The sequence below is a fragment of the Desulfobacula toluolica Tol2 genome, from assembly GCF_000307105.1.
Lineage (GTDB): Bacteria > Desulfobacterota > Desulfobacteria > Desulfobacterales > Desulfobacteraceae > Desulfobacula > Desulfobacula toluolica.
The window spans coordinates 3,149,587-3,174,209 of record NC_018645.1 but is presented as its reverse complement, the minus strand read 5'-3'; the positions used below and the strand labels follow the sequence as shown (position 1 = coordinate 3,174,209).

General features: G+C 41.6%; 23 protein-coding genes. 16 read left to right on the top strand and 7 right to left on the bottom strand.

The window, feature by feature from the left end:
- Window positions 1-2: 2 nt before the first annotated feature.
- The 4 genes from TOL2_RS14465 to TOL2_RS14455 all read left to right on the top strand — a co-directional run bounded on the left by TOL2_RS14465 (window position 3) and on the right by TOL2_RS14455 (window position 4,387).
- A complete protein-coding gene (locus tag TOL2_RS14465; RefSeq protein ID WP_041279548.1) occupies window positions 3-1,553 on the top strand; it encodes an IS1380 family transposase in 1,551 nt (516 codons plus the stop codon).
- A 480-nt stretch (window positions 1,554-2,033) separates the two neighbouring features.
- Window positions 2,034-2,981: a LysR family transcriptional regulator gene (locus TOL2_RS14460; protein ID WP_014958146.1), complete on the top strand. Its 948-nt coding sequence runs from the start codon at window positions 2,034-2,036 to the stop codon at window positions 2,979-2,981.
- A gap of 515 nt (window positions 2,982-3,496) precedes the next feature.
- Window positions 3,497-3,637 (top strand): hypothetical protein, encoded by a 141-nt coding sequence (locus TOL2_RS24940; RefSeq protein WP_158406123.1) that lies wholly within the window; start codon window positions 3,497-3,499, stop codon window positions 3,635-3,637.
- A gap of 126 nt (window positions 3,638-3,763) precedes the next feature.
- Window positions 3,764-4,387 carry a reverse transcriptase domain-containing protein gene (locus TOL2_RS14455; protein WP_083863918.1) on the top strand — a complete coding sequence of 208 codons (624 nt, stop codon included), beginning with the start codon at window positions 3,764-3,766 and terminating at the stop codon, window positions 4,385-4,387.
- Here the strand turns inward: TOL2_RS14455 and TOL2_RS26040 are convergent.
- The 4 genes from TOL2_RS26040 to TOL2_RS25255 form a co-directional block, all read right to left on the bottom strand.
- Window positions 4,274-4,609, bottom strand: a complete 336-nt coding sequence (locus tag TOL2_RS26040) for an IS3 family transposase (RefSeq protein WP_408605421.1) — start codon at window positions 4,607-4,609, stop codon at window positions 4,274-4,276. The genes TOL2_RS14455 and TOL2_RS26040 overlap by 114 nt on opposite strands.
- Before the next feature lie 148 nt (window positions 4,610-4,757).
- Window positions 4,758-5,039 carry an IS3 family transposase gene (locus TOL2_RS14450; RefSeq protein ID WP_014958143.1) on the bottom strand — a complete coding sequence of 94 codons (282 nt, stop codon included), beginning with the start codon at window positions 5,037-5,039 and terminating at the stop codon, window positions 4,758-4,760.
- 79 nt (window positions 5,040-5,118) lie between these two features.
- Entirely contained in the window at window positions 5,119-5,643 is a 525-nt protein-coding gene (locus TOL2_RS25260; RefSeq protein ID WP_014958142.1) for an IS1595 family transposase, read from the bottom strand.
- A gap of 38 nt (window positions 5,644-5,681) precedes the next feature.
- Window positions 5,682-6,053 carry a transposase gene (locus tag TOL2_RS25255; RefSeq protein WP_041280036.1) on the bottom strand — a complete coding sequence of 124 codons (372 nt, stop codon included), beginning with the start codon at window positions 6,051-6,053 and terminating at the stop codon, window positions 5,682-5,684.
- A gap of 1,081 nt (window positions 6,054-7,134) precedes the next feature.
- Between TOL2_RS25255 and TOL2_RS14425 the strand changes: the two genes are divergently transcribed.
- The 12 genes from TOL2_RS14425 to tnpC all read left to right on the top strand — a co-directional run bounded on the left by TOL2_RS14425 (window position 7,135) and on the right by tnpC (window position 19,878).
- Window positions 7,135-8,691 carry a UbiD family decarboxylase gene (locus TOL2_RS14425; RefSeq protein WP_014958140.1) on the top strand — a complete coding sequence of 519 codons (1,557 nt, stop codon included), beginning with the start codon at window positions 7,135-7,137 and terminating at the stop codon, window positions 8,689-8,691.
- 75 nt (window positions 8,692-8,766) lie between these two features.
- Window positions 8,767-10,335, top strand: coding sequence for a class I adenylate-forming enzyme family protein (locus TOL2_RS14420; RefSeq protein WP_014958139.1), 1,569 nt, complete (start codon window positions 8,767-8,769; stop codon window positions 10,333-10,335).
- 65 nt (window positions 10,336-10,400) lie between these two features.
- Window positions 10,401-11,417 (top strand): TAXI family TRAP transporter solute-binding subunit, encoded by a 1,017-nt coding sequence (locus tag TOL2_RS14415; RefSeq protein ID WP_014958138.1) that lies wholly within the window; start codon window positions 10,401-10,403, stop codon window positions 11,415-11,417.
- A gap of 253 nt (window positions 11,418-11,670) precedes the next feature.
- Entirely contained in the window at window positions 11,671-13,545 is a 1,875-nt protein-coding gene (locus tag TOL2_RS14410) for a TRAP transporter permease (protein ID WP_014958137.1), read from the top strand.
- A gap of 18 nt (window positions 13,546-13,563) precedes the next feature.
- The gene (locus TOL2_RS14405; RefSeq protein WP_014958136.1) at window positions 13,564-14,079 is read left to right on the top strand and encodes a YbhB/YbcL family Raf kinase inhibitor-like protein; all 516 of its coding nucleotides are present in this window, start codon (window positions 13,564-13,566) and stop codon (window positions 14,077-14,079) included.
- Window positions 14,080-14,132: 53 nt separating this feature from the next.
- Window positions 14,133-14,648, top strand: a complete 516-nt coding sequence (locus TOL2_RS14400; protein WP_014958135.1) for a universal stress protein — start codon at window positions 14,133-14,135, stop codon at window positions 14,646-14,648.
- Between the two features lie 159 nt (window positions 14,649-14,807).
- Complete coding sequence (locus TOL2_RS14395) at window positions 14,808-15,428, top strand: UbiX family flavin prenyltransferase (RefSeq protein ID WP_014958134.1); 621 nt, start codon at window positions 14,808-14,810, stop codon at window positions 15,426-15,428.
- A 615-nt stretch (window positions 15,429-16,043) separates the two neighbouring features.
- Window positions 16,044-16,484: a CHASE3 domain-containing protein gene (locus TOL2_RS14390; protein ID WP_014958133.1), complete on the top strand. Its 441-nt coding sequence runs from the start codon at window positions 16,044-16,046 to the stop codon at window positions 16,482-16,484.
- Between the two features lie 38 nt (window positions 16,485-16,522).
- Window positions 16,523-16,954, top strand: coding sequence for a hypothetical protein (locus tag TOL2_RS14385; RefSeq protein WP_041279544.1), 432 nt, complete (start codon window positions 16,523-16,525; stop codon window positions 16,952-16,954).
- Window positions 16,951-17,307: an IS66 family insertion sequence element accessory protein TnpB gene (gene tnpB / locus TOL2_RS14380; RefSeq protein ID WP_014958132.1), complete on the top strand. Its 357-nt coding sequence runs from the start codon at window positions 16,951-16,953 to the stop codon at window positions 17,305-17,307. The genes TOL2_RS14385 and tnpB overlap by 4 nt, the downstream gene beginning before the upstream one ends.
- A gap of 63 nt (window positions 17,308-17,370) precedes the next feature.
- On the top strand, window positions 17,371-18,252 hold the full coding sequence (locus tag TOL2_RS14375) for a DUF4338 domain-containing protein (RefSeq protein WP_014958131.1): 882 nt from the start codon (window positions 17,371-17,373) through the stop codon (window positions 18,250-18,252).
- 3 nt (window positions 18,253-18,255) lie between these two features.
- On the top strand, window positions 18,256-19,878 hold the full coding sequence (tnpC, locus tag TOL2_RS14370) for an IS66 family transposase (RefSeq protein ID WP_014958130.1): 1,623 nt from the start codon (window positions 18,256-18,258) through the stop codon (window positions 19,876-19,878).
- A gap of 29 nt (window positions 19,879-19,907) precedes the next feature.
- On the opposite strand, the gene TOL2_RS14365 is transcribed toward tnpC, so the two are convergent.
- From TOL2_RS14365 to TOL2_RS14355, 3 genes are read right to left on the bottom strand one after another with little or no spacing between them, the layout of a single operon-like run.
- The gene (locus TOL2_RS14365; RefSeq protein ID WP_014958129.1) at window positions 19,908-22,313 is read right to left on the bottom strand and encodes a CHAT domain-containing protein; all 2,406 of its coding nucleotides are present in this window, start codon (window positions 22,311-22,313) and stop codon (window positions 19,908-19,910) included.
- Window positions 22,314-22,334: 21 nt separating this feature from the next.
- The gene (locus TOL2_RS14360) at window positions 22,335-23,354 is read right to left on the bottom strand and encodes an IS4 family transposase (RefSeq protein WP_014958128.1); all 1,020 of its coding nucleotides are present in this window, start codon (window positions 23,352-23,354) and stop codon (window positions 22,335-22,337) included.
- Window positions 23,355-23,369: 15 nt separating this feature from the next.
- On the bottom strand, window positions 23,370-24,539 hold the full coding sequence (locus tag TOL2_RS14355) for an IS4 family transposase (protein ID WP_014955937.1): 1,170 nt from the start codon (window positions 24,537-24,539) through the stop codon (window positions 23,370-23,372).
- Between the last annotated feature and the right edge of the window lie 84 nt (window positions 24,540-24,623).

The following is a 24,623-nucleotide window of genomic DNA, read 5'->3' as shown; positions in this document are numbered from 1 at the left end:
CTATGACACAAGGCGTGCTACCATTCAAGTATGAAGAAGAAAAATCTCAAACCGGCATTACAGCTTTGGCAAGCTTGCCGGTCTATCTTGACCTGGCCAAGGTAATCGGATTATCCAAGTCCATTCAAAAGCATTTAAAGATAAGAGAGAATTCCCAGGGCTGGACCGATCCCCAAATGGTTTTGTCGCTGGTGCTACTCAATCTTGCCGGCGGTGATTGCGTTGAAGATTTAAAAATACTGGAGGCGGATGAGGGCTTTTGCGAAATACTGCGTAAATCTGAAATGCAAGGTCTAAAACGTAAAGTACGCAGAGCCCTGGAACGGAGGTGGCGCAAAGAGAAAAAACGTTCTGTTCCATCACCATCTGCGGCTTTCAGATATCTATCCGAATTCCATGACACTGAACAGGAAAAAACCCGTGACCAGACAAAGATAAAGGCATTCATTCCCAGACCCAATGATCATTTAAAGGGTCTGGTACAAATAAACAAAGATATGTGTGCCGGCCTTAACACGGTGAATCCGAAAAAAACGGCCACATTGGATATGGATGCCACCCTGATTGAATCCAGCAAACAGAATGCCCGTTATTGCTATAAAGGATTCAAATCCTATCAGCCGTTGAATACCTGGTGGTATGAGCAGGGTGTCATCCTGCATACAGAATTTCGTGACGGTAATGTTCCCGCCGGCTTTGAGCAATTAAGGGTTTTCAAAAAATCCTTGGACTGCCTTCCGGAAAATGTGGAAAAAATAAAACTTAGATCAGATACGGCAGGATACCAGCACGACCTTTTAAAATACTGTGAGACAGGCGAAAGTGAGCGTTTCGGCAGAATTGAATTTGCAATAGGGTGCGACGTAACCCGATCATTCAAAATTGCTGTGGCTCAAGTCCCTGATTCTGAGTGGCAACCAATTTATAAAGATAAGAATGGCAAACGGATGAAGACCGGCAGTGAGTGGGCGGAAGTTTGTTTTGTTCCCAATGAGCTGTGCCACAGTAAAAATGCACCTGAATACAGGTATCTTGCCAAACGGCAACTTCTTGAGGAACAATCGCCTTTACCCGGCATGGAAGATCCAAAGCTTCCCCTTCCTTTTCCCACCATGCAAATGGTGGAAAAAAGATATAAGGTCTTTGGCGTTGTGACCAATATAGGCTATGAGGAAATGAACGGAGAAGACCTGATTCATTGGCTTCATGAACGATGCGGCAAAAGTGAAGAGGTTCATGCGGTGATGAAAGACGACTTGGCCGGAGGAAAACTGCCGTCTGCAGATTTTGGAGAGAATGCAGCGTGGTGGTGGATCATGATATTGGCCCTGAATCTAAATGTGATGATGAAAAAATTAGCATTGGATCCGTCCATGGAAGCTACACGGATGAAACGGATCCGGTTCTCGATCATAAATATCCCGGGCAGGATAATCAAACGTTCCCGCAATCTGTTTTTGCGTTTATCCAAAGGCCACCCATCATATGTGGTTCTAGTCGAGGCACGCAAACGGATTGCAATGCTCAACGGTGTTTGGGAGCCTTCAGGATAAAATTTATGGTAGAGATACCCCTTAAAATTGGTTTCTTCCGGCTACCCATGGGATAGGTGCGCCTAAAAAAGGCCCGAGCCAGGGGCATACAAGGGCCTGAATCCAAAAACGGATGAGCCCCACCGAAATCAGCTCCCGCCAAGAAAAAAATCTTCCCGAATTTCCTTTGGACGGGTATTTACAAAATCAGGCGGTGGATTTGGGAAAACGGTATCAGTTGACTAAAGCAGCTTGGTTGTAATAATAATTACTATTTTGCGGTAAGAATCTTATGTCGTGGTAAGGGCCATAACCTCATGGGATAATTTTTTTCTGATAAAAGGAGAGTATACAAAAAGCTGTTTGACAAGTTGGAAAGATTAATAAGGATAATGAAAATTACGATGGGGTGAATTAAATGGCTGCATTATCCAGCAATATCTCAATAATTGTGTTGAGATTAATTATTTTTCACCAAATCAGCCAGGAGGAATTTACAAAATGCTTAACTTACATCAACTAAGATGCTTTTATGAAGTTGCTAAAAATCTTAATTTTTCTCGTGCAGCAGATAATTTGTTTATAAGCCAGCCAGCTGTTTCAGCGCAAATAAAACTTTTTGAGGAATCTTTTAATCTAAAGGTTTTCAGCAGAGTCAAAGGAGAGATCCACCTTACTGAAGAGGGAGAAAAAATATTCACATATGCTTCAAGAATATTTGAACTGGAGCGACAATTAGAAAATAAAATTAACGGGATCCATAAATTTAAGAAGATTTCCCTTCGCATAGGCACTACAAAAACATATGCACGATTTCTGATGCCCATTATATTAAAACCATTTTTAGACGCCTTTCCTGAAGTAACAATAGATTTAGATGAAGGAAGTTCATTAAATATAAGCAACAGCTTGATAAATTTTAGAAATTCACTGACCATTATAAGCAAAGTTGAGGAAAATTCCGATCTGATCTTCAGACCACTTATGTTTGAAAAGGTTGTTTTAATAGCATCTCCTACCCATCCTTTATCCAAAAAAACAGGAATTCTTTTAAAAGAAATTGAAAATTGGCCAATCATAATGAAAGAATCCGGTTCGGGTACATATAAAATTGTAATGAAGAGTATTTCCAAAAATGGTTTAAACTTAAATATCTTTGCTAAAACAAGTAACATGGACTTTATAAAGGAACATGTAAAAAATGGACAAATAATCTCATTTGTTGTAAAAGCCTCAGTTAAAAAGGAAATTGACGAGGGTTCATTAATAGTTATTCCCATTAAAAATCACAAATTTTTGTTAGATATTTATATCGTTTACCTGCGAAATTACGAACTTCCACAGGCTTCAAAAATATTTTTAGAGCACATTGATGAATACATTCAGCCATGGCTTGAGGACAATAGTATAGTGGACCCCAATGTCAAGACAGTTTTTCATTCAATTTAAGCGTCATTTTCCATTTTTGGGAGTGTTCATAATTCTGTGTCATGGCTCAGCTCTCCGATTTGCTTCGGTGACTAGCGGAAGTGGAAGCCAGGCCCTGAGAATGGGCACCCCAAAATCTGCCCGTCGGAGTGTGACCGGCATGGTCATAAACTTGTTGGTGAAAGTCCAGCTACAGCCCTGAAAGGAGGGAATGTATAGACAACGGCAAGGGTGCCCGAAGAAACTTTCCGGATCTGCCCGAAGAGGGAACAACCGGTGATGGAAAGCCAATGAGGGATCTGAAGGAAGCCTGCGTCAAATTTGTCACCCAAACTTGGTGTGAACCTCCGGTAGGCCAGGCGGAATGGGCGAGATACCTCCGATTATCGAAGCCCGAAATCCTTTCCGTAATTCCGCAGGGTATGAGAGGTGGGTGGGCAATGAAAGTGTATGACCTTACCCGGTGAAGAGCCGTCTGTACCGAGCCGCTGTAACTACGACAGCCAAGCCCTAAGCGGAACAGAAATGTAGCCGTTATGGACAGAGGGTTTTCAGATGAAGCCATAGTAGGCGTAAAACCGGTAGCCGATGAAGATGCGGTGACGTATCAGAGGGTAAAACTGCTGGAAAGTGACAGAAATGTTGGAGCCGAAGGGCGGAACATGGAACTGGTATAAGGAATCTCAGAATAGCGGTTGAAGGAGTTCAGCCATAGGAGTTTCCTTTGAAGGGGAGACGTATATATCCTGTGATAACAAAGGAAACGCGGAACGATGACAAAGCAACCCACAATGAAAAGCAAAATGAGACAACTTAGCCTGTTCGCCGATGAAAGAAGTCTCTTCGAGAAATTGTGTGATCAGGGAGACCTGTTGACCGGTTTCGAGGCAGTGAAAAGGAACGGCGGGGCACCAGGTGTTGATGGTGTAACCGTTGCAGAATTTGAAAGCCGAATAGATGAAGAGCTGACCCAGCTGAGTAAGGACCTTAAAAGCTGGTGTTATAAACCAAGCCCGGTGAAACGGGTGGAAATACCAAAACCAGGTAATACCGGTGTTCGCTTGCTGGGGATTCCCTGTATTCGGGACAGGGTTGTGCATGCCACGATGAAGCACCTTCTGGAACCGATAATTGATCCCACATTTTCTGATAACAGCTATGGTTTTCGTCCCGGCTACAGTCCGCAAAAGGCGGTTGAAGCGGCACAAAAGATAGTTAAAAGTGGAAAAGAATATGTGGTGGATATTGACCTGTCTAAATTTTTTGATCGAGTTAATCATGACCGACTCATTTGTCTGCTTTCGGGCCACGTGTCAGATAAGCGCATTCTGCGCATAATCGGCATCATCTTGAGAAGCGGTGTGATGATAAATGGAACCACCAGAAAGTGGGATATAGGTTATATTCGTAGACCACACCTGATTTGATCTGGTTACATCAAAATTTCTCAAAAGATATGGATACACTTTATTTTGGGGATGAGCCTTACTGGTATTCGGCTTCGGTGCAATGGATTGAATTCCCATTTTCCGCATCAATCGCTGAACCCGTTTTCGGTTAATCTTATATCCTTTGCGTCTCAGAACATTGCGCATTTGGCGGGTACCATAGAACGGATGTTCAGTATATTCAATGTCAATGAGTTTCATTAGCTCAATATTTTCAGGCGTTTCCTGTTCCCCCAGGCTTTCACGGTAATAACTGGAACGAGGCAGTCCTATCACAACTCACATTGCCTTTGAATACTGATTTTAGAGTGCTTGGGTTGAATTCGCTGTTTTTTCTCTTCAATACTCATTAAAGGTGTCCGGTGTTTTTTTTTAACCAATCCAGTTCAACCTGGAGTTTACCAACCTTTTGATAAAGACGGTCTCGCTCAATTTCGGCTTCTTTGGTTTGTTTTGCCTTGCTATTGCCAAAAACCAATGGCAGGGCTTCTATGGCTTCCTTTTTCCACCGATTTACAAGACTGGCATGAATGCCGAACTCAGAGGCTATCTCATTGACAGTTTGATTTCCTTTTATGGCTGCCAATGCGACCTTGCTTTTTAATTCTTTACTATAGTTTTTCCGTTTCAAAATATCCCCTTTCTGGACTGTTATATTTTATCTTAACACATTGTCCAGTTTTCGGGGTCCATATATGGATTCCAGGGTCTTATTCAATGAGCAGTTCAATCAGAGAGTGAAGCAAGGCTTTGCCGCGCTTCCTGGCATTATGAATAAATTCAAAAAAACCAAGATAATATAAAGGGAGTTTTTCCTGTGAGATACCCCGATGCGGTCGAAGCCAGCTTCGCAAAAGAGACCAGAAGCCTTCCATCGTGTTGACATGGACTTCATGGAATCCATCCCCATCGTCATCCCTTGCATACTCCCCTTTCCCATGGTTCACACTCTCGTGCTCGTATCCCCAATCATTCAGCCGATTATAGATTGCATATTCATCGGTATAAACTAAAGTCCCCGACAATACAGTAGCTTTTATCAGAGGCTCAATGGTTTTCTGACGGACATCGGCAAGCATTTGGATTACCACATCTCTACATCGTTGAATCATCCCGAAAACCGGTGGCTTCTCTTTTTCCTGTGTGCCCCGGCCAGGTGCTCCCTTCAACCTGTTTCTTCGGCCCTTTCTACCTTTCCGGGCTACGGCTTCAGGATTGCCTTTATGTCCTGCCACAATATAGACTTCATCAAACTCAACCTCATCATAGAGGATTATTTTTGGTTTTTTTTGACAACCCCGTCACGAAGCTGGCTGGTCATTTGATGGGCGTCGCTGCGGTTAAGCCCCAATTCTTTTGCAATTTGGTCATTGGACAGGTTCAATCCCATGAAGTAGAGGCACAAAATCCAGACTTTAAGGGGTTGATGATGCCCGGAAAAGATCGTGCCGGTAAGGTCGTCAAAGCGTTTTCCGCATTTTTTACACTCATAGCGCTGCCTGGCAGACTCTTTTTCATCGAAACCTCTTCTGATAACTCGCCGGGATTCACAAAACGGACACGCTCTTCCTTCTGGCCAGCGCAACTCTCTTACAGTGTCATAACATTGTGTGTCATCAATCAAATTCTTTATGTTTACCTGCATTTGGTGGGCTCCTTTCATGGATTGGAAAATGTAAAATCTTCCTTCACCACATCAAGACCCCGGAATCCAACATGAGCCTTTTTTTAAATCAACATAATATACTCAATTCCAATAATAATCTCGTGAGCCACAATTTCTTTGATTAAATCCTGCCTTCCCGGATTATTGTAACGATGAAAAGGTATAGCAGCTTGAAAATTAATCCAAATTTCCCTATCATTTTACTCATTATGTTAAGCACAATCATAATGAGTAATTATACGGTCTCTCATTAATAACAATTGTGGCAATTTACAAAAAACTTTATTATATCATAGATATACAAAAGCTTTTCGGCCGCCTCATTCCTCAAGGATTCAAAATAGTCTGGTGTATTTACCAGACTCTGATGTTTTTCCGCAAGGCTTTTTCAAGACGTTCAACTATGATGAGTGGTGTTACTTCTTTTTGCCGATTTTGGTGTCTTGATACAGCCGGTTACAACGCGTTTCTTCATTTTTTCCGGGCATCTGTATGGTCACTGGCTGGACAGGATTGTAGAAATTTGGACTACATTTGTTCTTTTCCAGAATGAAACTGTGATGCTTTATGGACGCGCAGTTGTATTCCCAAGGATGGGCACCAAATGCTTTGTGTGAGCACTTTACGTCAGCATTTTGAAACATAAAGCAAGCCTTCGTATTTCTGCGGTCATTTCAGGGGTGCCATCGGAATAGGGAAGTACGCAGATCTTTTTTAAAATCTTTAGCGTGCATTTCCGTACGAATCTGGGCAAGTACCCTTTCTTTCATAGTTCCTTTTGCAGATGAGGACATGGTCGTGGAAAACTTTTGAAAAAAATGGTTCCTGGCATCTGCTGTTTTGATATGGAGTCTGGTAATGACCTGTTTCTGTTTTTTCCAGAGGCCTTGGGTCTCCTTAGAAATCGGATTCGTCTCGGAACTATATATTTACATGAAAGAAGCGAACAACACGATCATAAAATTATTTATATCCCTATAAATTTAGATGCTTTGACCTTTATCCACATAAAAGATTATGAATAACATTAATAAAAACCATATATCAGAAAGGATGAGTCATGCTAAAAACAAACAATAATCAAAGTAAAGATCTGCGTGGAGCACTTGAATGGTTGAAATCCGAAGGGCTTTTGTTGGAAACTGATGTAGAAGTGAACCCGGATTTAGAAATTACCGCTCTGGAAAAGCATCTCGACGGAAGTCTGCCAATGCTTTTCAATAATGTTAAGAATTATCCCCATCTTAGAGCGGTTACAAATCTTTTCGGAAATACATCCGTTATGAATAAAATGTTTGGGTGGGAGAACGATACTGAGAGGACAAAAGATATTTCATATGCTCTTACCCATCCATTGCCTCCAATCGAAATCGATCAGGATGAGGCACCGGTACAAGAATTCGTCATAACAGATGATTTGGATGTTAACAAATGGTTGTTAGCGATAAAGCATACCCCTTTGGAAGATGAGTTTACTATTGGCAGCGGACAAAGCGTGGTCGTTGGGAAATATTTTAAGGAAGGATCCCATGTGGGGTATAATCGAATGAGTTTTCGATGGGGAAATGTGGGGACTTTTCAGGCAGCTCCAGGCTCTCATATGTGGCAATTGCAGGTTGAACACTATAATAAACCGGAAGGGATACCTATTACCATGTGCTTTGGAATCCCACCGGCAGCCAATTTAATGGCAGGCTCAGGGTTTGATTATGTCATTCTCCCAAAAGGATGTGACGAATTGGGGATTGCAGGTGCACTTCAAGGAGAACCACTTAGAATCGTCAAATGTCGTACTGTTGATGCCTATGCGCTTGCAGATGCCGAAGTGGTCCTTGAAGGTTATTTAAAACCAAAAGACCGGCGTTGGGAAACAACCGAGGCAGAGAAACAGGGCCTTCAAGGAAAGGCATGGTTTCACCCAGAGTGGGCAGGATACCAAGGGAAGGCTTACAAAACATCAACGTTTCATGTCACGGCAATAACTATGCGAAAACCAGAATCGAAACCAATCATATTCCCCCTTGGTGTTCATACTATGGATGACAGCAATATTGATACGACGGTCAGAGAGGCTGCAATCTATGAACTTTGTGAACGGCTTCAACCTGGTATAGTTCAGGATGTTAGCATACCTTATTGTTTTACCGACTGGGGAGGATGCGTCATTCAAGTTAAGAAACGAAGTATTATAGAAGAAGGCTGGCAGAGAAATTTTCTTACTGCCATTATGAGTTGCAATCAAGGAATGCGAATAGCCATTGCCATTGATACGGACGTGGATATTAATAGCATGGAGGATATTATGTGGGCAGTCACAACTAGAGTAAATCCGAAGACTGATATTATTAGTCCTGTACCCGGTGGTATTGGCCAAACCTTTATGCCTGCTGAACGAATGACTGCCGGGGAAAAAGACTGGACAGCATCCAACACTCGTTTTGAGGGTGGAATGGCTATTGATGCGACGATTCCATTCGGATATGAAGAGGATTTCCATCGTCCGACTTATGCAGTAGATAAAGTTTTAATAAAAAATTTCTTTAGTGATGAACAAATCAAAAAAGGTGAATCCTTTATGAGCGGATGGGTAAAAATTCTTTCTAAAACAGGACAATAGGGACAATATCGCTATCCGGTTCAGCAGGAGTCTTTCTGCTGCCGGGTAGCCTTTACCAGCAGATTGTGTATTCTTATGAGTGAGGAGATTCCTAAAAAAATGAAATTAAACGAGCCTGAGCCTAAATATGAAAGCTGGCACAGTATAATTGAAAATAACGCCAAGAATTTAGGTCACAAAATTTTTATCGAAAGTTTAGATCAAAATAAGAAAATAAGCTTTCATAAAATGAATGAATATTGCAACAAAGTAGCCAATTTTTTAAAAAGCCAAAAATTGTTGAAAAGCGATAAAGTCGCGTTGATCGGTAAAAACTCGATAGAAAATATGATTATCTATTTTGGCGTATTAAAATATGGAGCTATCCTCCTTCCCATTTTTTCAGAAGAGAGCCAAGATAATCTCCACCGAATTTTACGCCTCGCACAGATAAAGCTCGTTCTTTACGATAGTGACTTGAATCTTGATAAGAAAAACGGCCCCCCCGTACAATGGATTTCTTTTTCTGAATTTTTCGAAAATGATTCTGCAGAATGCGAGTTTTCTGAGCATTTAAAAGACCAATCCGTTACATTTAACGATCATCTCGGAGATAGAAATGATATTGCTGAGATTGTATACACTTCAGGCACCACAGAACTGCCTAAAGGCATTTTTATTTCTCGGGATGTATTGTTTTACATGGTGGAAGAAATATCGAAAAGAACAGGAATTACTGAAAAAGATTGTGTTTTAGAATACAGGGCATACAATTGGCTTTCTTCACAGCTCCTGACCATTCTTACAAGTATGATGAAGGGCAATTCCCTATTTTTCGGGAAGAAATTCTCACTGAGCAATTTTCCGAATTGGCTGAAAGAAAACAACATCACCGTTTCATCGGGCGTGCCAGCAGTTTTGAGTATGATGGTAAACAAGCCAGTGTCTTTGTGCAAGGAGGATGTGCCTAATTTGCGATTCATCACATCCAGTTCTGCCCCGCTGCCTATGGAAACGCAGCTCAAGTTTGAAGAAATGTACGGGATCCCCATAGTGCAGGGAATGGGCATGAGTGAAGCAGGATGGATGCTTTTTAATCCTCCAGAGAGAAAGAAAAGAGGCTCCGTCGGTTTGCCTCTCAAATACAAAGAAGTCTTCTTTGTAAAGAACAATGGCCTCAGGTGCGAACCAGGTGAAATTGGTGAAATGAGGATAAAAGGAAAGACGATGGGCTTAAGCTATCTTAATGGAGATGGCAGCATTGAAGAATTTTCTAAAGAAGGTTTTGCTACTGGAGATCTTGGTTTCATGGATGAGGAAGGTTATATTTATATCAAGGGACGAAAAAAAGAACTGATTATACGAGGTGGTATAAATATATCTCCTTTGGAAATCACTGCCTGCCTACTGACTCATCCGGAAATAAGTGAAGCAGCAACCATCGGAATCCCGGATAAAATCTATGGTGAAGAGGTTTTTTCCTTTGTGGTTCTCAAAAACGGTTCAAAGGCAGACGAAGCTGATATTATCGCTTACTGTAAAACAACATTACCCGACTTTAAAATTCCGAAAAACATACTATTTATCCCTGAAATTCCAAAAACGCAAAGAGGAAAAATAGCAAAAAAGGATCTTCTGAAATTATTTGAGGAATATATGAATTGAATTGAATTCAATGATATATTTGAAAGTTCTGTAACATAAATTTATTCAATAAAAAGGAGAAAAATATGAAAGTCAATCTTTTGAAACATTTTTTTAAATCATCGAGTTTCCTTTTATTTATGTTTTTCATGACATGTTGTGTTACAATTCAATCTACTTATGTTTTCGCAAATGAAAATCCAATAAAATTATCCATCAGTGGGGGAACTGCTGGAGGAGCATGGTCAGCTGTAACAGAAGGTATTGCGGAAGTTCTAAGAAAAAAATTGCCGGCGGGCTCTACAGTTTCTACAACGACCGGTACGGATGCAACAAATCCCTTACGAATAAATAAAGGGGTTTCTGATTTTGCCATCGGAGTATCATCCACTGTCCTGAGTGCTTCTAAAGGTGAAAAGCCTTTTAAAAAAATATGCCCCAACATTAGAGCAATCACCAGCCTCTTCGATGAGCCCTTTCAATTTGTTATTCTTAAAAAAACAGGGATAACAAGCTTTGAAGATATCAAGGTAAAACATTTTCCTCTTAAACATTCTCCAAATAAAAATGGGTCGTTTATGGAAATTTTATGCGAGGCTATGTTCAAACTTTACGGTTATGATTATCAAGAAATCAGGAAGTGGAAAGGCAATATTTATTATAACAGCTACAGTCAATCAATAAATTTGTTAAGAGGAGGCACACTATACTCTTTAAGTGGTTGCAGTCCTGTTCCTACCACAAAATTTATGGAACTATCTAGTACTCATGACATAACCATACTTCCTCTGAGTGACGAGATAATTAATTCATTAAACAACAAATATCGCACTACAAAAACAATTATTCCATCGAGCGCCTATAAATTTCTTGATACGGATATAAAGACGGTTGCTTCAAGAAATATTTTCATGTGCAGAGCCGATCTCGATGAATCAGTTGTCTACAATATTGTTAAGGCGATCCATGAAAATATTAATTATTTGGAAACTGTTCATATCGCAATGAAGGATTTAAATCCGAAATTTATGTCAGATACAGGAGGCGTTCAACTACACCCTGGTGCAAAAAAATATTACAGGGAAATAGGAGCGATAGATTAATGCCGTCCAATGAGAGGGGTGTCCCCATTTGGTTTAATTTATTTTGTTTTGGTTTATTGGGTAGTGGGCTCACACTATTCCGACATACGACATGTTGTGTTTTTGCTGTCTAAAAACACACAATACCTTGTTGTTTTTGTGCGGTTAAGAATGATATGAGCCCAGTGCCGTTTATTGCAGTTTAATGTTGAGATCTTTAACTGTGATAGACTTAATGAAACGGTGTAAACTTTTTTAAAATCTGGAGATAATCATGAACAATGGAATAAAGAAATTTGCAAATATTATCGCAATATTCACCGCAATATATCACATATATATTGGATTTTTCGGGATAGAAAAGCCTTTGGCTTATTATTCAGTAACAGTTTCTTTATTCCTCTGCCTCACGTTTTTGTATTTTCCATTAAATAGCAAGGAAAAATATATTGGAATCTTCGATATAATTCCATCGGTTCTATCCTTATTGATTGGAGTTTATCTTTGCATTAACTATGATGAAATATCGATTCGTCCTACAATGATAGGAGAAGTTTCAACGATTGAATTTATTCTAGGAATTTTTGCAATTCTACTGGTGCTTGAAGCAACAAGAAGAACCATAGGAATGTCACTCGTATGGATTGCAGTAATTTCTCTTATCTACTGTTATGTAGGGAAATATATCCCGGGCATGTTCGGCCATAGCGGATTCACGATCAAAGATATTGTTGAATCAATGTATCTCACCCTTGATGGAATTTATGGTAAGCCAATAGCCGTAGTGGCAACCCTAGTGATTCAATTTATACTTTTTGGAGCCTTTCTTGAGAGTTCGGGAGCAGCAACTTTTTTCGTAGACATTTCAATGTCTTTAGTTGGACGAATGAAAGGAGCCGCAGGCCATATAGGTACCGTTGCTGCGGCGTTGTTTGGAATGATGATTGGCAGCCCCACAGCAACTACGGTTGCTGTGGGTTCCTTTAGTATTCCCATGATGAAAAAGACAGGTTTCAGTTCAACTTTTTCAGGAGCGATTACTGCCGTTTCCAGTACAGGATCTGCGCTAGTGCCACCTGTTATGGGTACAGCCGTGTTTCTTATGGCAGAAATAACAGGGATTCCATATGCAGATATTTGTGTCGCGGCCATTTTCCCAGCAGTCCTATACTTCTTGTCCTGTACTTTGATGATTTATTTTGAAGCAAGCAAAAAAGGCATTGAAGGGTATAAAAAGGAAAATCTGCCAAGCTTCTTTAAAACGCTTCCTATCAGTACACAATATATAATACCCATTGCTTTGTTGATCATTTTATTAATGCGAGGCTTTCCACCTGCATATGCGGCAATCGTGGCATCTTTTTTTATATATCTGGCAAGTTTCTTACGAAAGAAAACACGAATAACTTTTTCCAAACTTTGTGACACAATGGTCGCAACTTCAAAAACTTCGATTGCTGTTATGACATCTTGTGCATCTGCTGGCATCGTCGTCGGCGCAATAATGTTAACAGGGTTGGGTGGCAAATTTGCCAGTATCGTTATTGCATTATCTCAGCAGAATTTAATATTAGCTCTCATTTTGACAATGACGGCCGCTCTAATTCTTGGTATGGGTATGCCCTTGCCAGTGGTTTATATTCTAGTTGCTGTTTTGTGCGGTCCAGCAATAGTCTCTCTTGGTATTCCTATTATTGCAGCACATCTGTTTCTCGTGTATTTCGCATGCATCTCTGCACTCACACCACCAGTAGCTGTCGCGTCCTATGCAGCATCTGCAATATCAGGAGGCAATCCTCTGAAAACTGGATTTGCGGGATTTAAATATGCTATCGCAGGATTTATCATACCGTATGTAATGGTTTATAATCAGTCCATACTTTTGATAGGGAGTTTTAAAGCCGTATTATTTGCAGTAATTTCTGCTACCATAGGTATTTTTGCGCTTTCTGCAGCAATATCAAAGTGGGTATTTACAAGATTGACGCTCGTAGAGCAGCTATTTCTTTTTTTAACTGGGATTTTGCTTATTTTTCCGGGTTGGTTAACGGATACTATAGGAATTGGCATATTGATTCCGATATTATTTATTAATTATTATAAAAATAAAACAAAATCTATATCCAAACATATTCCTGAAAATGTCTAATGAAAAGGAGATAAAACTATGTTTACATTAAAATCTAAAGTATTTAGGGACAGTGGTAAAATTCCAGAAAAATATGCTGAAAAGAACAGTATTTCCCCGCCAGTATATTGGGAAAACATCCCACAGGGAACTAAAAGTTTTGCTTTGGCGGTCACTGATCCTGATCTACCACAAGAGATTGGATTTCCAAGAGTTTTTGCCCATTGGCTTATTTATAATATTCCTTCTTCCATTAGCGGATTGCTTGAAGGTACTAGTCCAGATGGAGAATTGCCTGACGGGTCAAAAGAATTGAATAGCGATTTTTTTACCTTTAATATACCAGGATATAATAAGGGATACGGCGGGCCATGGCCACCGGATTCCGCTCATAGATATGTGTTTACGCTTTATGCGCTAAAAGAGGAAAAGATCGATATACCAGAATCGGGAGATTATTTTGATTTTGTAAATGCTGTCCTGCCAAATACAATAACAACTGCCGTTTTGATAGGATACTATGGACCTGCAGTGAATCCGCTGCCAAAAGAATAATAGCTGAAACCAAACATTTTGTTTATCAAATTATTTAAGCTGAGGATATGACTATGGCTTCAAAAGTTAAAAAAATGATTTTTGCAACGGATCTATCGATGGGAGCACGTTACGCTTTCAAACATGCAGTGGACATTGCCGTTCATCTGAATGCCGTAATCACCGTTCTGCATGTTATTGAGAATATTCCGAACGAATTAGAATTTGTAGATCTTATTGGTGAAAAAAAATGGAAAGAATTAAGGAAAAAGCGCTACCAGGATGCTAGAGATGTTTTAATTGACAAAAAAACAGAAAGAAGATTAATTGAAAAAACCTTAAAACAATTGTGTACCAACATGCAGAACGAATCCGCTATGCCCTCGGAACTAGTTGAAATTGAAGTGAAGTATGGCGATACAGCGAAGCTAATTATCGATCAAGTGGAAAATGGTAATTGTGATATGATAGTTCTGGCTTATCATTATCGAAATTTAATCAAAGAAGTTTTACCTGGTCAAGTTACAAGGAAAGTGTTGAAACATGCTAAAATACCAATTTTACTAATACCTATTTCTCATGCTGGATAAATTTGGGAAAGCTTTTGAAAAAATTTAGATTTACACCTCAGAAACTGCTTTATAAGGAAAACGTATTCAGGCTATGCACTATCATATTACCCGAAATGCCTAACAGGCAGTACCAATATTTTTAACATATTAATTTTATAATAAAATGGAGATAACACTATGAAAAAAAGAATTGTTATAGGTCTTGCAGGGGCAAGTGGTATTATTTATGGTGTAAAAATGCTTGAATATCTGAGAGAAATGGATTACGAAACTCATCTGATCATTTCTGAAGCTGGAAAACTCAATATCCGGATTGAAACAGATTACAAACCCGAAGATGTAGCAGCCATGGCAGATTTTACATATGACCACAAGAATGTAGCTGCTGCACCAGCGAGCGGTTCTTTTTTGACCGAAGGCATGGTGGTGGTGCCTTGCACGGTAAAAACGCTCTCCGGAATTGCCAATTCCTATACTGAAAATCTTCTGGTTAGAGCAGCGGATGTTTCTCTTAAAGAAAAGCGGAAACTTGTTTTGGTGGTTCGAGAAACTCCACTACATAAGGGGCATTTGAGATTGATGAGCCAAGCGGCTGATGTAGGTGCCCACATTCTTCCCCCTGTCCCATCATTTTATCACATGCCCAAAACTATTGATGATATCATTGATCAAACCATTGGAAAGGTTTTTGATTACATGGGCATCCAACATAATCTTTTCAAACGCTGGGGAGAAAACAGCAGCCGGGGTAAAATTCCCAGTCGCCATCCTCAAAAACCGGTTGTTATAGGAGTCTGAAAGGGTGTTTATGAAGAATATGTTATACTTGTGGATGAAGGAAATCTTATATGGCCCAACTCCTGCTGCGAACATACCGAACCGGGAGAGTCTTATGAGCATGCAGTAATCAGAAGGGATAATGAAATTTGTCGTATTTTTTTCAGGCGATGTCATACCGAATCGGCAAGAGGTTAAGAATATAAGATGGATACAATGGAAAGATTGGTTGAAGGAAACAAGTAACTATCCTTTTAAATACATTCCTTTTTAATTATACTTTTTTTTGTAAGCTTGGGGGGAACCTGTTTACGGCTTAAACTGCAACCCAGAGTTGAAGGGATGGTGGAACGACTATGGTATGGTTGTTGGGGTGATAAAACATATTCATCACCCCAGCACTTTGCCTCTTGTGTCTTTTTTTTCAATTATCTCTGCTACCTTCAAAAAATCTAATTAACTTCTATTTTGGACTTTTGTACTGTTTTCTTATTCGTTAATCGATGCTCATTTTTTTGATCTTTATGTAATACTTATTATCTTAACAGTTTACATGAAAATATAATCATCTAAAATCATAACAAAGCTGGAAAGCCCGTTATTTCAATAAACACCTGAATAAAAAGGGGGTCAATTATGTTTAAAAATATAACAGTAGGAAAAAAAATTACAGCTGAATTTGGCCTTATCTTTTTTCTGCTTTTGATTGTAGGTTTTGAAGGCTATTGGGGGCTTAAGAACTCTTCAGACGGCTTTATGGGATATAGGGAGATGGCAAGACATACCAATCTTGCCGGACGCCTGCAGACAAATATGCTGATATCCCGTATGAATGTTAAAAATTATTTGACTTCAGGCAGCGATGAAGCACTTAAGGCATTTAATGAACGTTGGGAAAAATTGATAGGATTCCAGGCCGAGGTTCAAAAGGAAATTCAGGATCCCAAACGAGCCGCGTTGATTAATGAGATTGAAAGCGTTCTGGTTGACTATCGTAAAGGATTTGATCAAGTTATTAAATATAAAGAACAACGTGTCCCTTCGGCAAGCCTGCGTGATTTAGTTTTTTTAGAGTGATATTATCGGTTCCAAACATGATCATATAGGAGGAACCGATGAAATCAGCACCACCATCACCAGAAGCAGTTTCCGCATTGGAAGAGGTCTGGCAGCAATTTCAACTCTGGCGCAAAACAAAAACCGGCAGGGAACGTATCCCTGCTTCATTATGGCAGGCAGCCGCAGAAGTCTTTTATATTGGGGGGCATAGTCTACACAAGATTTCAAAAACGTTGCACCTGAACTATACCGCATTTAAGCAACATGTGGAATCGCATCTTCCATCGTTAATTGATGTTGAGCCTGATGCAACACCTGAAGATTCCCCTGCTTTTATAGCATTTGAACTGGATCCGCCATCTCCTGTCTCAGAATGTATAATAGAAATGGAGGACAGTACCGGAGCAAAAATGAGGATGTGCCTCCGGGGCAAAACCGATCCGAGCATTCTTGGGATTTGTAAGTCATTCTGGAGACACCAGCCATGATTCAGATCACTCCCCACATGAAGATTCTTTTATCTGTAGAGCCTGTTGATTTTCGGAAAGGCATAGATGGAATGGCTGCATTGTGCCGAAAGGTTCTAAAATCAGATCCTTTTTCAGGCTGTCTGTTCGTCTTTCTCAACCGCCGCAGGACTGCCATAAAAATATTAAGCTACGATGGCCAGGGGTTTTGGCTCTGCCAGAAACGATTGTCCAAAGGCAGATTTAACTGGTGGCCAACAAAGGGCCAAGGCGTTGACAAACCCCTGGATGCCCATGAACTGCAAATGTTGATCTGGAACGGTGACCCTTTTCATACCCAGGCAGCACCCATGTGGAGAAAAATTCCGGCATAATTTTTTCTTGCCGCTCTATTTTTTGCGTGCGTTCAAGTAACGGTTGTGTTATAGAAACCAGCCATGGAGAATAACATCATACTCACATACCGTGGCAAGAGCGTAACAAAAGAAGATATTGCCTTTATAAATAACCTGGTGGCAAATCATCCCAATGCCAGCCGCTACGCCCTGTCAAAGGAGTTGTGCAAGGCATGGAACTGGGTTCAGGCCAATGGCAATCTCAGAGACATGGTGGCCAGGGGGTTTATGCTTAAGCTCCACAGGGAAGGGCATATCACCCTTCCGCCCCCAAGGTGCAAAATCAAGAACCCGTTTGTAAACAGAACCCCGCCCCCAGAGATAGAGATGGATCAGACCCTGGTTAAGACCGATCTGTCCAGAATAAAGCCCCTGGAGATACGGCAGGTTAAAAAAACAGACCAGGAAAAAATTTTCAACAGCCTGATCCAGCACCACCATTACCTGGGATATTGTCATCCCGTGGGTGAACAGCTCAAATATATGGTGTATGCCCAAAACAGGCCCATCGCTTGTTTTTCATGGTCGTCGGCACCCCGTCATATCGGTGCCAGGGACAAATATATCGGCTGGAACAAGGAGGATCGGGTAAAAGGCCTTCAATATATAGCGTACAACAGCCGATTTCTTATTCTGCCCTGGATCAGGGTTCCCCACCTGGCCTCTCATCTTCTGGGGCTTATGGCAAAAAATATTTCCAGGGACTGGGAGAAGATTTATAATCATCCACTCTATTTCCTTGAAACCTTTGTGGACACGGAACGGTTTTTGGGTACCTGTTATAAGGCCGGCAACTGGATCTATCTTGGCGATACAACCGGGCGGGGAAAGAATGAAAAAAAACATGTAAAAACCCGATCCATCAAGGCGATCTGGGGGTATCCCCTGACCCGGGATTTTCGAAGCAGGATGATTGGCGCATAGACCATGGAGCATATCCGGTTGACCCAGGAAGAGATTGACGCCCTTTTGAAAAGGGTGGAAGCCAATGCACTTGATAAAGGTGATTATGAGATCATCAAATCAATGACGGAAGCCATCATGACACTGGCCCAGGCCCTGGACAATAAAGCAGCGTCCATAAAACGCCTTCTTACCATGTTGTTTGGCCCAAAAACTGAAAAAAAGGATAATGTTTTAAAAAAGAACGAGCCCGAAAAAACGGATGAAAACTCAAAAGAAACAGAGCCGAAAAAAAAGGATAAAAAACCACCCAAAACCAAACCTGAAAAAAAGAAAAAAGGACATGGAAAGATACCTGCTTCCAAATATACTGAAGCCGATCAAAAGTTCATATCCCATGAAAAGTTTAAACCCAAGGATTCCTGTCCTCTATGCTTCACCGGCAAGCTCTACCCGATGAAAAAATCGGGCATTGCCATCTACCTGAAGGGCCAACCCCCCATCAATGCAACGATTTATAACCTTGAAAAACTGCGTTGTAACCTGTGCGGGAAGGTGTTCACGGCAGCGGCTCCGGAAGGCATTACCGGAAAACATTATGATGAAACGGCCAAGGCCATGATGGCAGTTTTAAAATATGGCTACGGTTTTCCCTGGTATCGCCTGGAAAAACTCCAGGAAAGTCTGGGCATACCCCTGCCGGCATCCACCCAGTGGGAAAAAATAGAATCCCAGGCAGATCTGATTTACCCGGCATTTGAGGAATTAAAACGCCAGGCAGCCCAGGGTGAGGTCCTTCACAATGATGATACCACCATGAAAATTCTGGATCTGATCCAGGAAAACAAAACACGGGATAAGGATGAGCGTACCGGCATCTTTACATCGGGTATCATTTCCCTGCTTGAAGAAGGGAAAAGGATTGCCATCTTCTACACCGGTCGTAATCATGCAGGAGAAAACATCGCTTCCCTTTATGAAATGCGGGATGGAGAAAAAGACCCTCCGATTCAAATGTGTGATTCTCTTTCAAGAAACATGTCCAGTGAATTTAAAATTATCCTGTGCCATTGCATTACCCACGCCCGCAGAGGTTTTATCGACGTAATCTCCAGCTTCCCGGACGAATGCCGCCATGTCATTGAGACGTTGGCAGAAGTTTATCATGTGGATGCTCAAGCTAAAGAACAAAACATGACAGCAGATCAGCGGCTGGCATTTCACCAGGTCCATAGTGGTTCACAGATGAACGCTTTACGTTCATGGCTCGACACCCAGATCAAAGACAAACTGGTGGAACCCAATTCCGGGCTTGGGAATGCGATCACCTATATGATCAAACACTGGCATGAGCTGACTCAATTTCTGAGAGTTCCCGGAGCCCCACTTGATAATAATATTTGCGAACAATGCTTGAAACGCTTTATCCTCCATAGAAAAAACTCAATGTTCTATAAGACAGAACATGGGGCCTATATCGGGGATATGTTCATGAGCATAATTCACACCTGCAGTTTAATGAAGGTCAACGCCTTTAATTATCTGGTGGCCCTTCAAAAATATTCTGCCCGGGTGTTTAAAAATCCCTCCCAATGGATGCCCTGGAACTATGAGACAGCTGCAACCCTTGCGGCACAGTCTGCCTGAATACACCTGTGTTTTAATTAATCAGAGGCTTATGGTTCACAGCATTCATGCTGAACCTCATGCTGTATTGAGAACCATTGGTAACATACCCGTGAATAAATTTCACGCAGGCTCACCGAAAGGACACCATGGGTCAGCATCTTTAGCTGTGCCTGCCGCAATGCCTCGGCCTTCGACACCCCGGGTGCTTTCAGTTGCCGGTAGAACTCAGGAATAAGGAGCGCCGCTACCTCGTCCCCGACAAACCACAAAGAGGCAAGTGCGCTACAAGCACCTGCCTTGACCGCCACACCCGCCAGCCCGAGGGCGGCCCGGTCATCCCCTGCAGCGGTTTCGCAGGCACTCAAGGTCAGCAAGTCCACCGGATTTTCCCGGAACCTACTGAGTCCGACAAGGGTTTCAAGATCATTCATGGTCAGTTTACCATCGTAAGTCCACAAGTAGGATTCACTGATATTATCTTTAAATTTTCCATGGGTTGCCATATGGACGATCGTATAAGGAATATTTTTGAGCTCTTGCTCCAGGTTTTTGATATTAAAATTCTCATCAAGCAACTTCTTGCCTCCGTATAATTCCTGAATGGTTTTAAGTTCCTCAGCAACCTTTGGCAGGGGCGGATTGTTTTGCACCGATTTTGTCAGGCCAGTCAACAATGGCCGGGCTTTTTCCTCTTTGACTAAATTGGGTTTAATAAAAGTCAGTCGTCCCGGCATGATCGCCACGGCGTATTTGCCGATCAGAAAACGGTTGCCGTCGTGGAGGGCAGCCATGGGAATGGTGCGCAGGAAGTCGTCTGGAATAAAGACCAACGTGTCGATTCTTCGAGCTGTCAGTTCACCTTCAAGGGGCCTGATGAGCCAGTTATAAAGCCTTTGGGCATACGGTTTATATTCTTTCCAGTTTTTTTCTAATGCCCTGCGAAAGATTATAGTCCCTTTCTTCAGCTCGTTTCTGTTTGTTGTTACTATAAATCGTTTTATCGTCTCATCCGGCAGATTCAGCAGTAATTCCAGGCGGTCAGGAAAAAAAATCGGGTATACTACGGCCGTGTGACCTGCAATACCTTCAAGGCGCTCAAGCTGGATTTTTTTCTCTTGCAATGTCGTTATGCATGGATCTTGAAAGTAGTCGCATAACTCGGCTTTTCTTAAATGCTCGATTGTATCCCGAACCTCTTTCAAGTCATCCTGAATAGCTGTCGGATTTGTGCGAGTTTCAGCTCGCTTGAGCAATAAGTCTGCCATCTCCAGAAAGATCTGTCCGCCCCTGTCTCGAAAGGAAATATCACTGCCTTGGTAAGTGGTGGAAAGATCCTGACGGATTGTCTGAAGATTTTTCATAGCGTGCCGATATGTTGCAATGGCTCCATCAATATCTCCCTTGACCCTTAACAGACGTCCGGTTTGCCTCTGCCACAAATAAAGGATCTCCGGAGCGCTTACCTGTTGAGCAGCGAAGATGGCTCTGCGTGTCAGGTATAAAGCTTCATCAATGCGTTTCTCATCCTCGTAGAGTTGCCCGAGATAACCCAACGCATAGGATTTCACGCGAGGATTCCCGATTGTGTCAGCAATGGCGACTGCCTCAATAAGTGCCTGGTAAGTGCGGTTTCGCCATAGATTGGGAGAGTGCGTAAACTCAGAGCCAATCGTGTGGAAAATTTGCCCCAAGGCGACCAGTCCATAAGCTTTATCATGGGAGTCCTCCAGTTCTCGCGTCTGCTCTAAGGCCGGTTCAAGGTAAGTTTCCATTTCTTTGGGATTCAACCATCGAACCGCAGCCCTCGCAGCATTGATTAATGCTTTCGTGGCAAGCAGTTGATTGCCGGTCTTCTTGGATAGATTGATGCACTTGTCATATTCGTCAAGGGCTTCGCCATATTCTTTTTGGACGGTCAGGAGATTGCCCAGGTTGTTCAAGGTCGCGGCTTCGATATCAGGCCTGCCTGCCTCACGAGCCATGGCAATGCTGTCCTCTAAATGACGTCCGGCTTGTTTCACCGCTCCGATCGAAAAATACGCGTTGCCTTGACTGCCCAGAATGGCGGCCAAACGAGCCCGATCATTGATCTCCTGTGTCAGTTCCTCTGCACGGCGGAGAGTTTCCAAAGAACGACAGTGCAGCCCCAAAACCTGATAGGCATTGGCCAGCTGAATCAAGGCATTGATCTTCTCGTCAATCATCCCTGATGCATTGTAGAGACTGACAGCTTTCATCCAATGGCTCGCAGCCAGTTTATAATTGCCCCGCCGGAACGCTTCCATGCTTTGAGAGCTTCGGTGGTCTGCCGACGAGGTTACTATGATGGGCTCTGCAGCCGACCATGCCACATTCCGGTCTCCGGGCAAAAGATTTCCCAGACAGAATACGATAACCAGCGTTAATATCAGCTTCGGCTGGAAAAGAGGAAGGGTTTTTATGTCATTATTCAATGCGTATTCAATGTCATAAAGTTAACGACAAGGTTTTAGATTCATATGATACTCGCGTTTGTTGACTTTGTGTTTCCGTTTGAATTTTCGACCAGGACGAATTGGTTCAGTAGCATTCATGAAAACAGAATGGATTTGCTGAATTAGTGAAGCTATCATTTCAATAGGTCTTTCAAAAAGCAATATAAGCGTATCTTTCGATTTTGAAATGGCCTGAGTCATATTTAACTGTTGTTCGTGCTTGTTCCCTTCACTTGCCTGCTTTACAGCCTCTTCAGTAGGTGAAGCAAGAACCCAAATTAAATTTTTAGTGAAAATCTTAGAATGGAAATCTTGATAAACAGATAGCGCTGATTCCCCCGAAAAATTCCCGACTTGAATACGTTCTTTCATGAATAAATAGTCAACTTCTACTGGCCAGCGTAGATGGTACAAATCCTTGAATATTTTTTTAGGATAACGTTTCTCATCGGTTAGTGATGTAATAAGAACTTCAATTTCGCCGGAATCCAATTCGACACGGATGAGACGCAAACGTAGGGGGTGTACATCAAGTCCTATATCCAAGCATTCTTTTTTTGACTGATACGAAGCATTGAGAGTTATCATGGTCTCGCTTGCCCCGGAATTGATAAAATTCTGTACTATTTTCCACTGTTTAGAAATCCGGGCACAAAAATTACCACCCCTTGATAAAATTAGATTAAAAAGCCAATAAGCTGGGTATCCACGGTCCAAAAGCAACAAATCATTTGGCATCAAATTTAGCATGTGCTGACACAACAATTCTCTTTCACCGATTTGGTACGGGGTGATAATGGCATCGACAGTTACCTTGTTTAGAACATCAAACATCTGTGATATACGCGCCATAGGAACCTTGGAGCCATTCGTTGGCTTCATCGTGCCGAAATGATCTTCTATATTTTTATATTTAAAGAGTTTAAGAGTTGAACCATCTACCGCAAGGAGATTGAGTCCGCACCATTTTTTAGAATTTTTAAAATATTTATAAAAAAAATTAAAAAGGTGCTGGTTCAATTCAGTGATGTCCGGTTAGGTTTTTGCTTGCTTTAAATTTTTTTGATCTTTGACAATATTGTTCCCATTGGAATTACCCCGGTCCAGATTCTGGCCATTCATCAGTTCGTTCAAAATTGTGGTCCTCAATTGCCGGACCCTTTTGATTGATACTTTTTCATTAAACTGTTCCTGGCAGTATATGGCCATCAGTAAATATGTGATAAGGCCTCCGAGTATCTGAACCATGAGACCATACTCACTGCGGGCTATGAGATGGTAAACTTTTAAGTGTTCTTTCCACCATTTGAAAAAATTTTCAATGGTCCACCTGAGTTTATAAACACTTGCCACTTGTTCCGCCGTTAAATCATGTCGGTCTGTTGCAACATAATATTTAACCCCGGAAATCTCATAGCCGACCACCCGTACTGGATTTTTTGTCTGGTTTTGATTTGGTGTGCCAAGCAGCGTTGCGGCATCATAGAATACATGGCTGTCGGGTTTGATAGCATTTTGTTTAACTATTGTCCTGGTTGTTCTTGCTTTAATACGGCAGACAAAGTGTTTGCTCTCTTCCTGGAGGAGATCAAAATCTTTATGAGATTGATAACCCCGGTCCATGACACCAGTTTGCCCTTTAGAAAGGATGCGGCTCACAAAAGGGCGCTCTCCGCCGTTACCTTCAGTCAGGAATATTTTATTTGGAATGCCGTGATTGATATCAAATCCACAATGCGCTTTGGCCTTTTTAGAATTTTTTCTGTAGTCAGCCCAGTGCATTGAGAGTACAGCATCAATCAAACTGCCATCAATAGAGACTAAATCACCTAATTCAGCGTGAGCTTTTGGTAGCACGCCCACTGCCTGGTTATAGAGATTTTCGAAGATGAACTGTAATTGCTCAAGGCCCCGTCCATTTATTATTTCAGAGAAGCTACTTCTGCTAATTCCACCATCGGGAGCGATGTTTTGTTTGGCAAATTCATTTTCATCCAGATCTTGAATCAGATGTCGGGCGGATTTGTGCTCTTGGAGGTGGAAGTATACCAGAGCGTTTAATTGATCTTCAAAGGTCATTTTTAATGGACGGTCTCCTCGTGAGTGTAGTTCGGGTGCAAGTGTGAGCAACTTTACCAAAGGGAACTTGAACTTGTCAAAAGTCAGGGACTGAATTTTATGTTTAGGGATTGAGATATGCGCCATGTTGGGTCTCCTTGAAAATTAAATTTTTTCAAGGCACGCCAAAATTTTTGCGCACATTTGTCAACAAAAAAACGACAATATTGG

Excerpts from the sequence above, each read along its gene's own strand:
- TOL2_RS14465 (WP_041279548.1), top strand. The coding sequence starts at position 3 with ATGACACAAGGCGTGCTACCATTCAAGTATGAAGAAGAAAAATCTCAA.
- TOL2_RS14460 (WP_014958146.1), top strand. The coding sequence starts at position 2,034 with ATGCTTAACTTACATCAACTAAGATGCTTTTATGAAGTTGCTAAAAAT.
- TOL2_RS24940 (WP_158406123.1), top strand. The coding sequence starts at position 3,497 with ATGGACAGAGGGTTTTCAGATGAAGCCATAGTAGGCGTAAAACCGGTA.
- TOL2_RS14455 (WP_083863918.1), top strand. The coding sequence starts at position 3,764 with ATGAGACAACTTAGCCTGTTCGCCGATGAAAGAAGTCTCTTCGAGAAA.
- TOL2_RS26040 (WP_408605421.1), bottom strand. The coding sequence starts at position 4,609 with ATGAAACTCATTGACATTGAATATACTGAACATCCGTTCTATGGTACC.
- TOL2_RS25255 (WP_041280036.1), bottom strand. The coding sequence starts at position 6,053 with ATGCAGGTAAACATAAAGAATTTGATTGATGACACACAATGTTATGAC.
- TOL2_RS14425 (WP_014958140.1), top strand. The coding sequence starts at position 7,135 with ATGCTAAAAACAAACAATAATCAAAGTAAAGATCTGCGTGGAGCACTT.
- TOL2_RS14420 (WP_014958139.1), top strand. The coding sequence starts at position 8,767 with ATGAGTGAGGAGATTCCTAAAAAAATGAAATTAAACGAGCCTGAGCCT.
- TOL2_RS14415 (WP_014958138.1), top strand. The coding sequence starts at position 10,401 with ATGAAAGTCAATCTTTTGAAACATTTTTTTAAATCATCGAGTTTCCTT.
- TOL2_RS14410 (WP_014958137.1), top strand. The coding sequence starts at position 11,671 with ATGAACAATGGAATAAAGAAATTTGCAAATATTATCGCAATATTCACC.
- TOL2_RS14405 (WP_014958136.1), top strand. The coding sequence starts at position 13,564 with ATGTTTACATTAAAATCTAAAGTATTTAGGGACAGTGGTAAAATTCCA.
- TOL2_RS14400 (WP_014958135.1), top strand. The coding sequence starts at position 14,133 with ATGGCTTCAAAAGTTAAAAAAATGATTTTTGCAACGGATCTATCGATG.
- TOL2_RS14395 (WP_014958134.1), top strand. The coding sequence starts at position 14,808 with ATGAAAAAAAGAATTGTTATAGGTCTTGCAGGGGCAAGTGGTATTATT.
- TOL2_RS14390 (WP_014958133.1), top strand. The coding sequence starts at position 16,044 with ATGTTTAAAAATATAACAGTAGGAAAAAAAATTACAGCTGAATTTGGC.
- TOL2_RS14385 (WP_041279544.1), top strand. The coding sequence starts at position 16,523 with ATGAAATCAGCACCACCATCACCAGAAGCAGTTTCCGCATTGGAAGAG.
- tnpB (WP_014958132.1), top strand. The coding sequence starts at position 16,951 with ATGATTCAGATCACTCCCCACATGAAGATTCTTTTATCTGTAGAGCCT.
- TOL2_RS14375 (WP_014958131.1), top strand. The coding sequence starts at position 17,371 with ATGGAGAATAACATCATACTCACATACCGTGGCAAGAGCGTAACAAAA.
- tnpC (WP_014958130.1), top strand. The coding sequence starts at position 18,256 with ATGGAGCATATCCGGTTGACCCAGGAAGAGATTGACGCCCTTTTGAAA.
- TOL2_RS14355 (WP_014955937.1), bottom strand. The coding sequence starts at position 24,539 with ATGGCGCATATCTCAATCCCTAAACATAAAATTCAGTCCCTGACTTTT.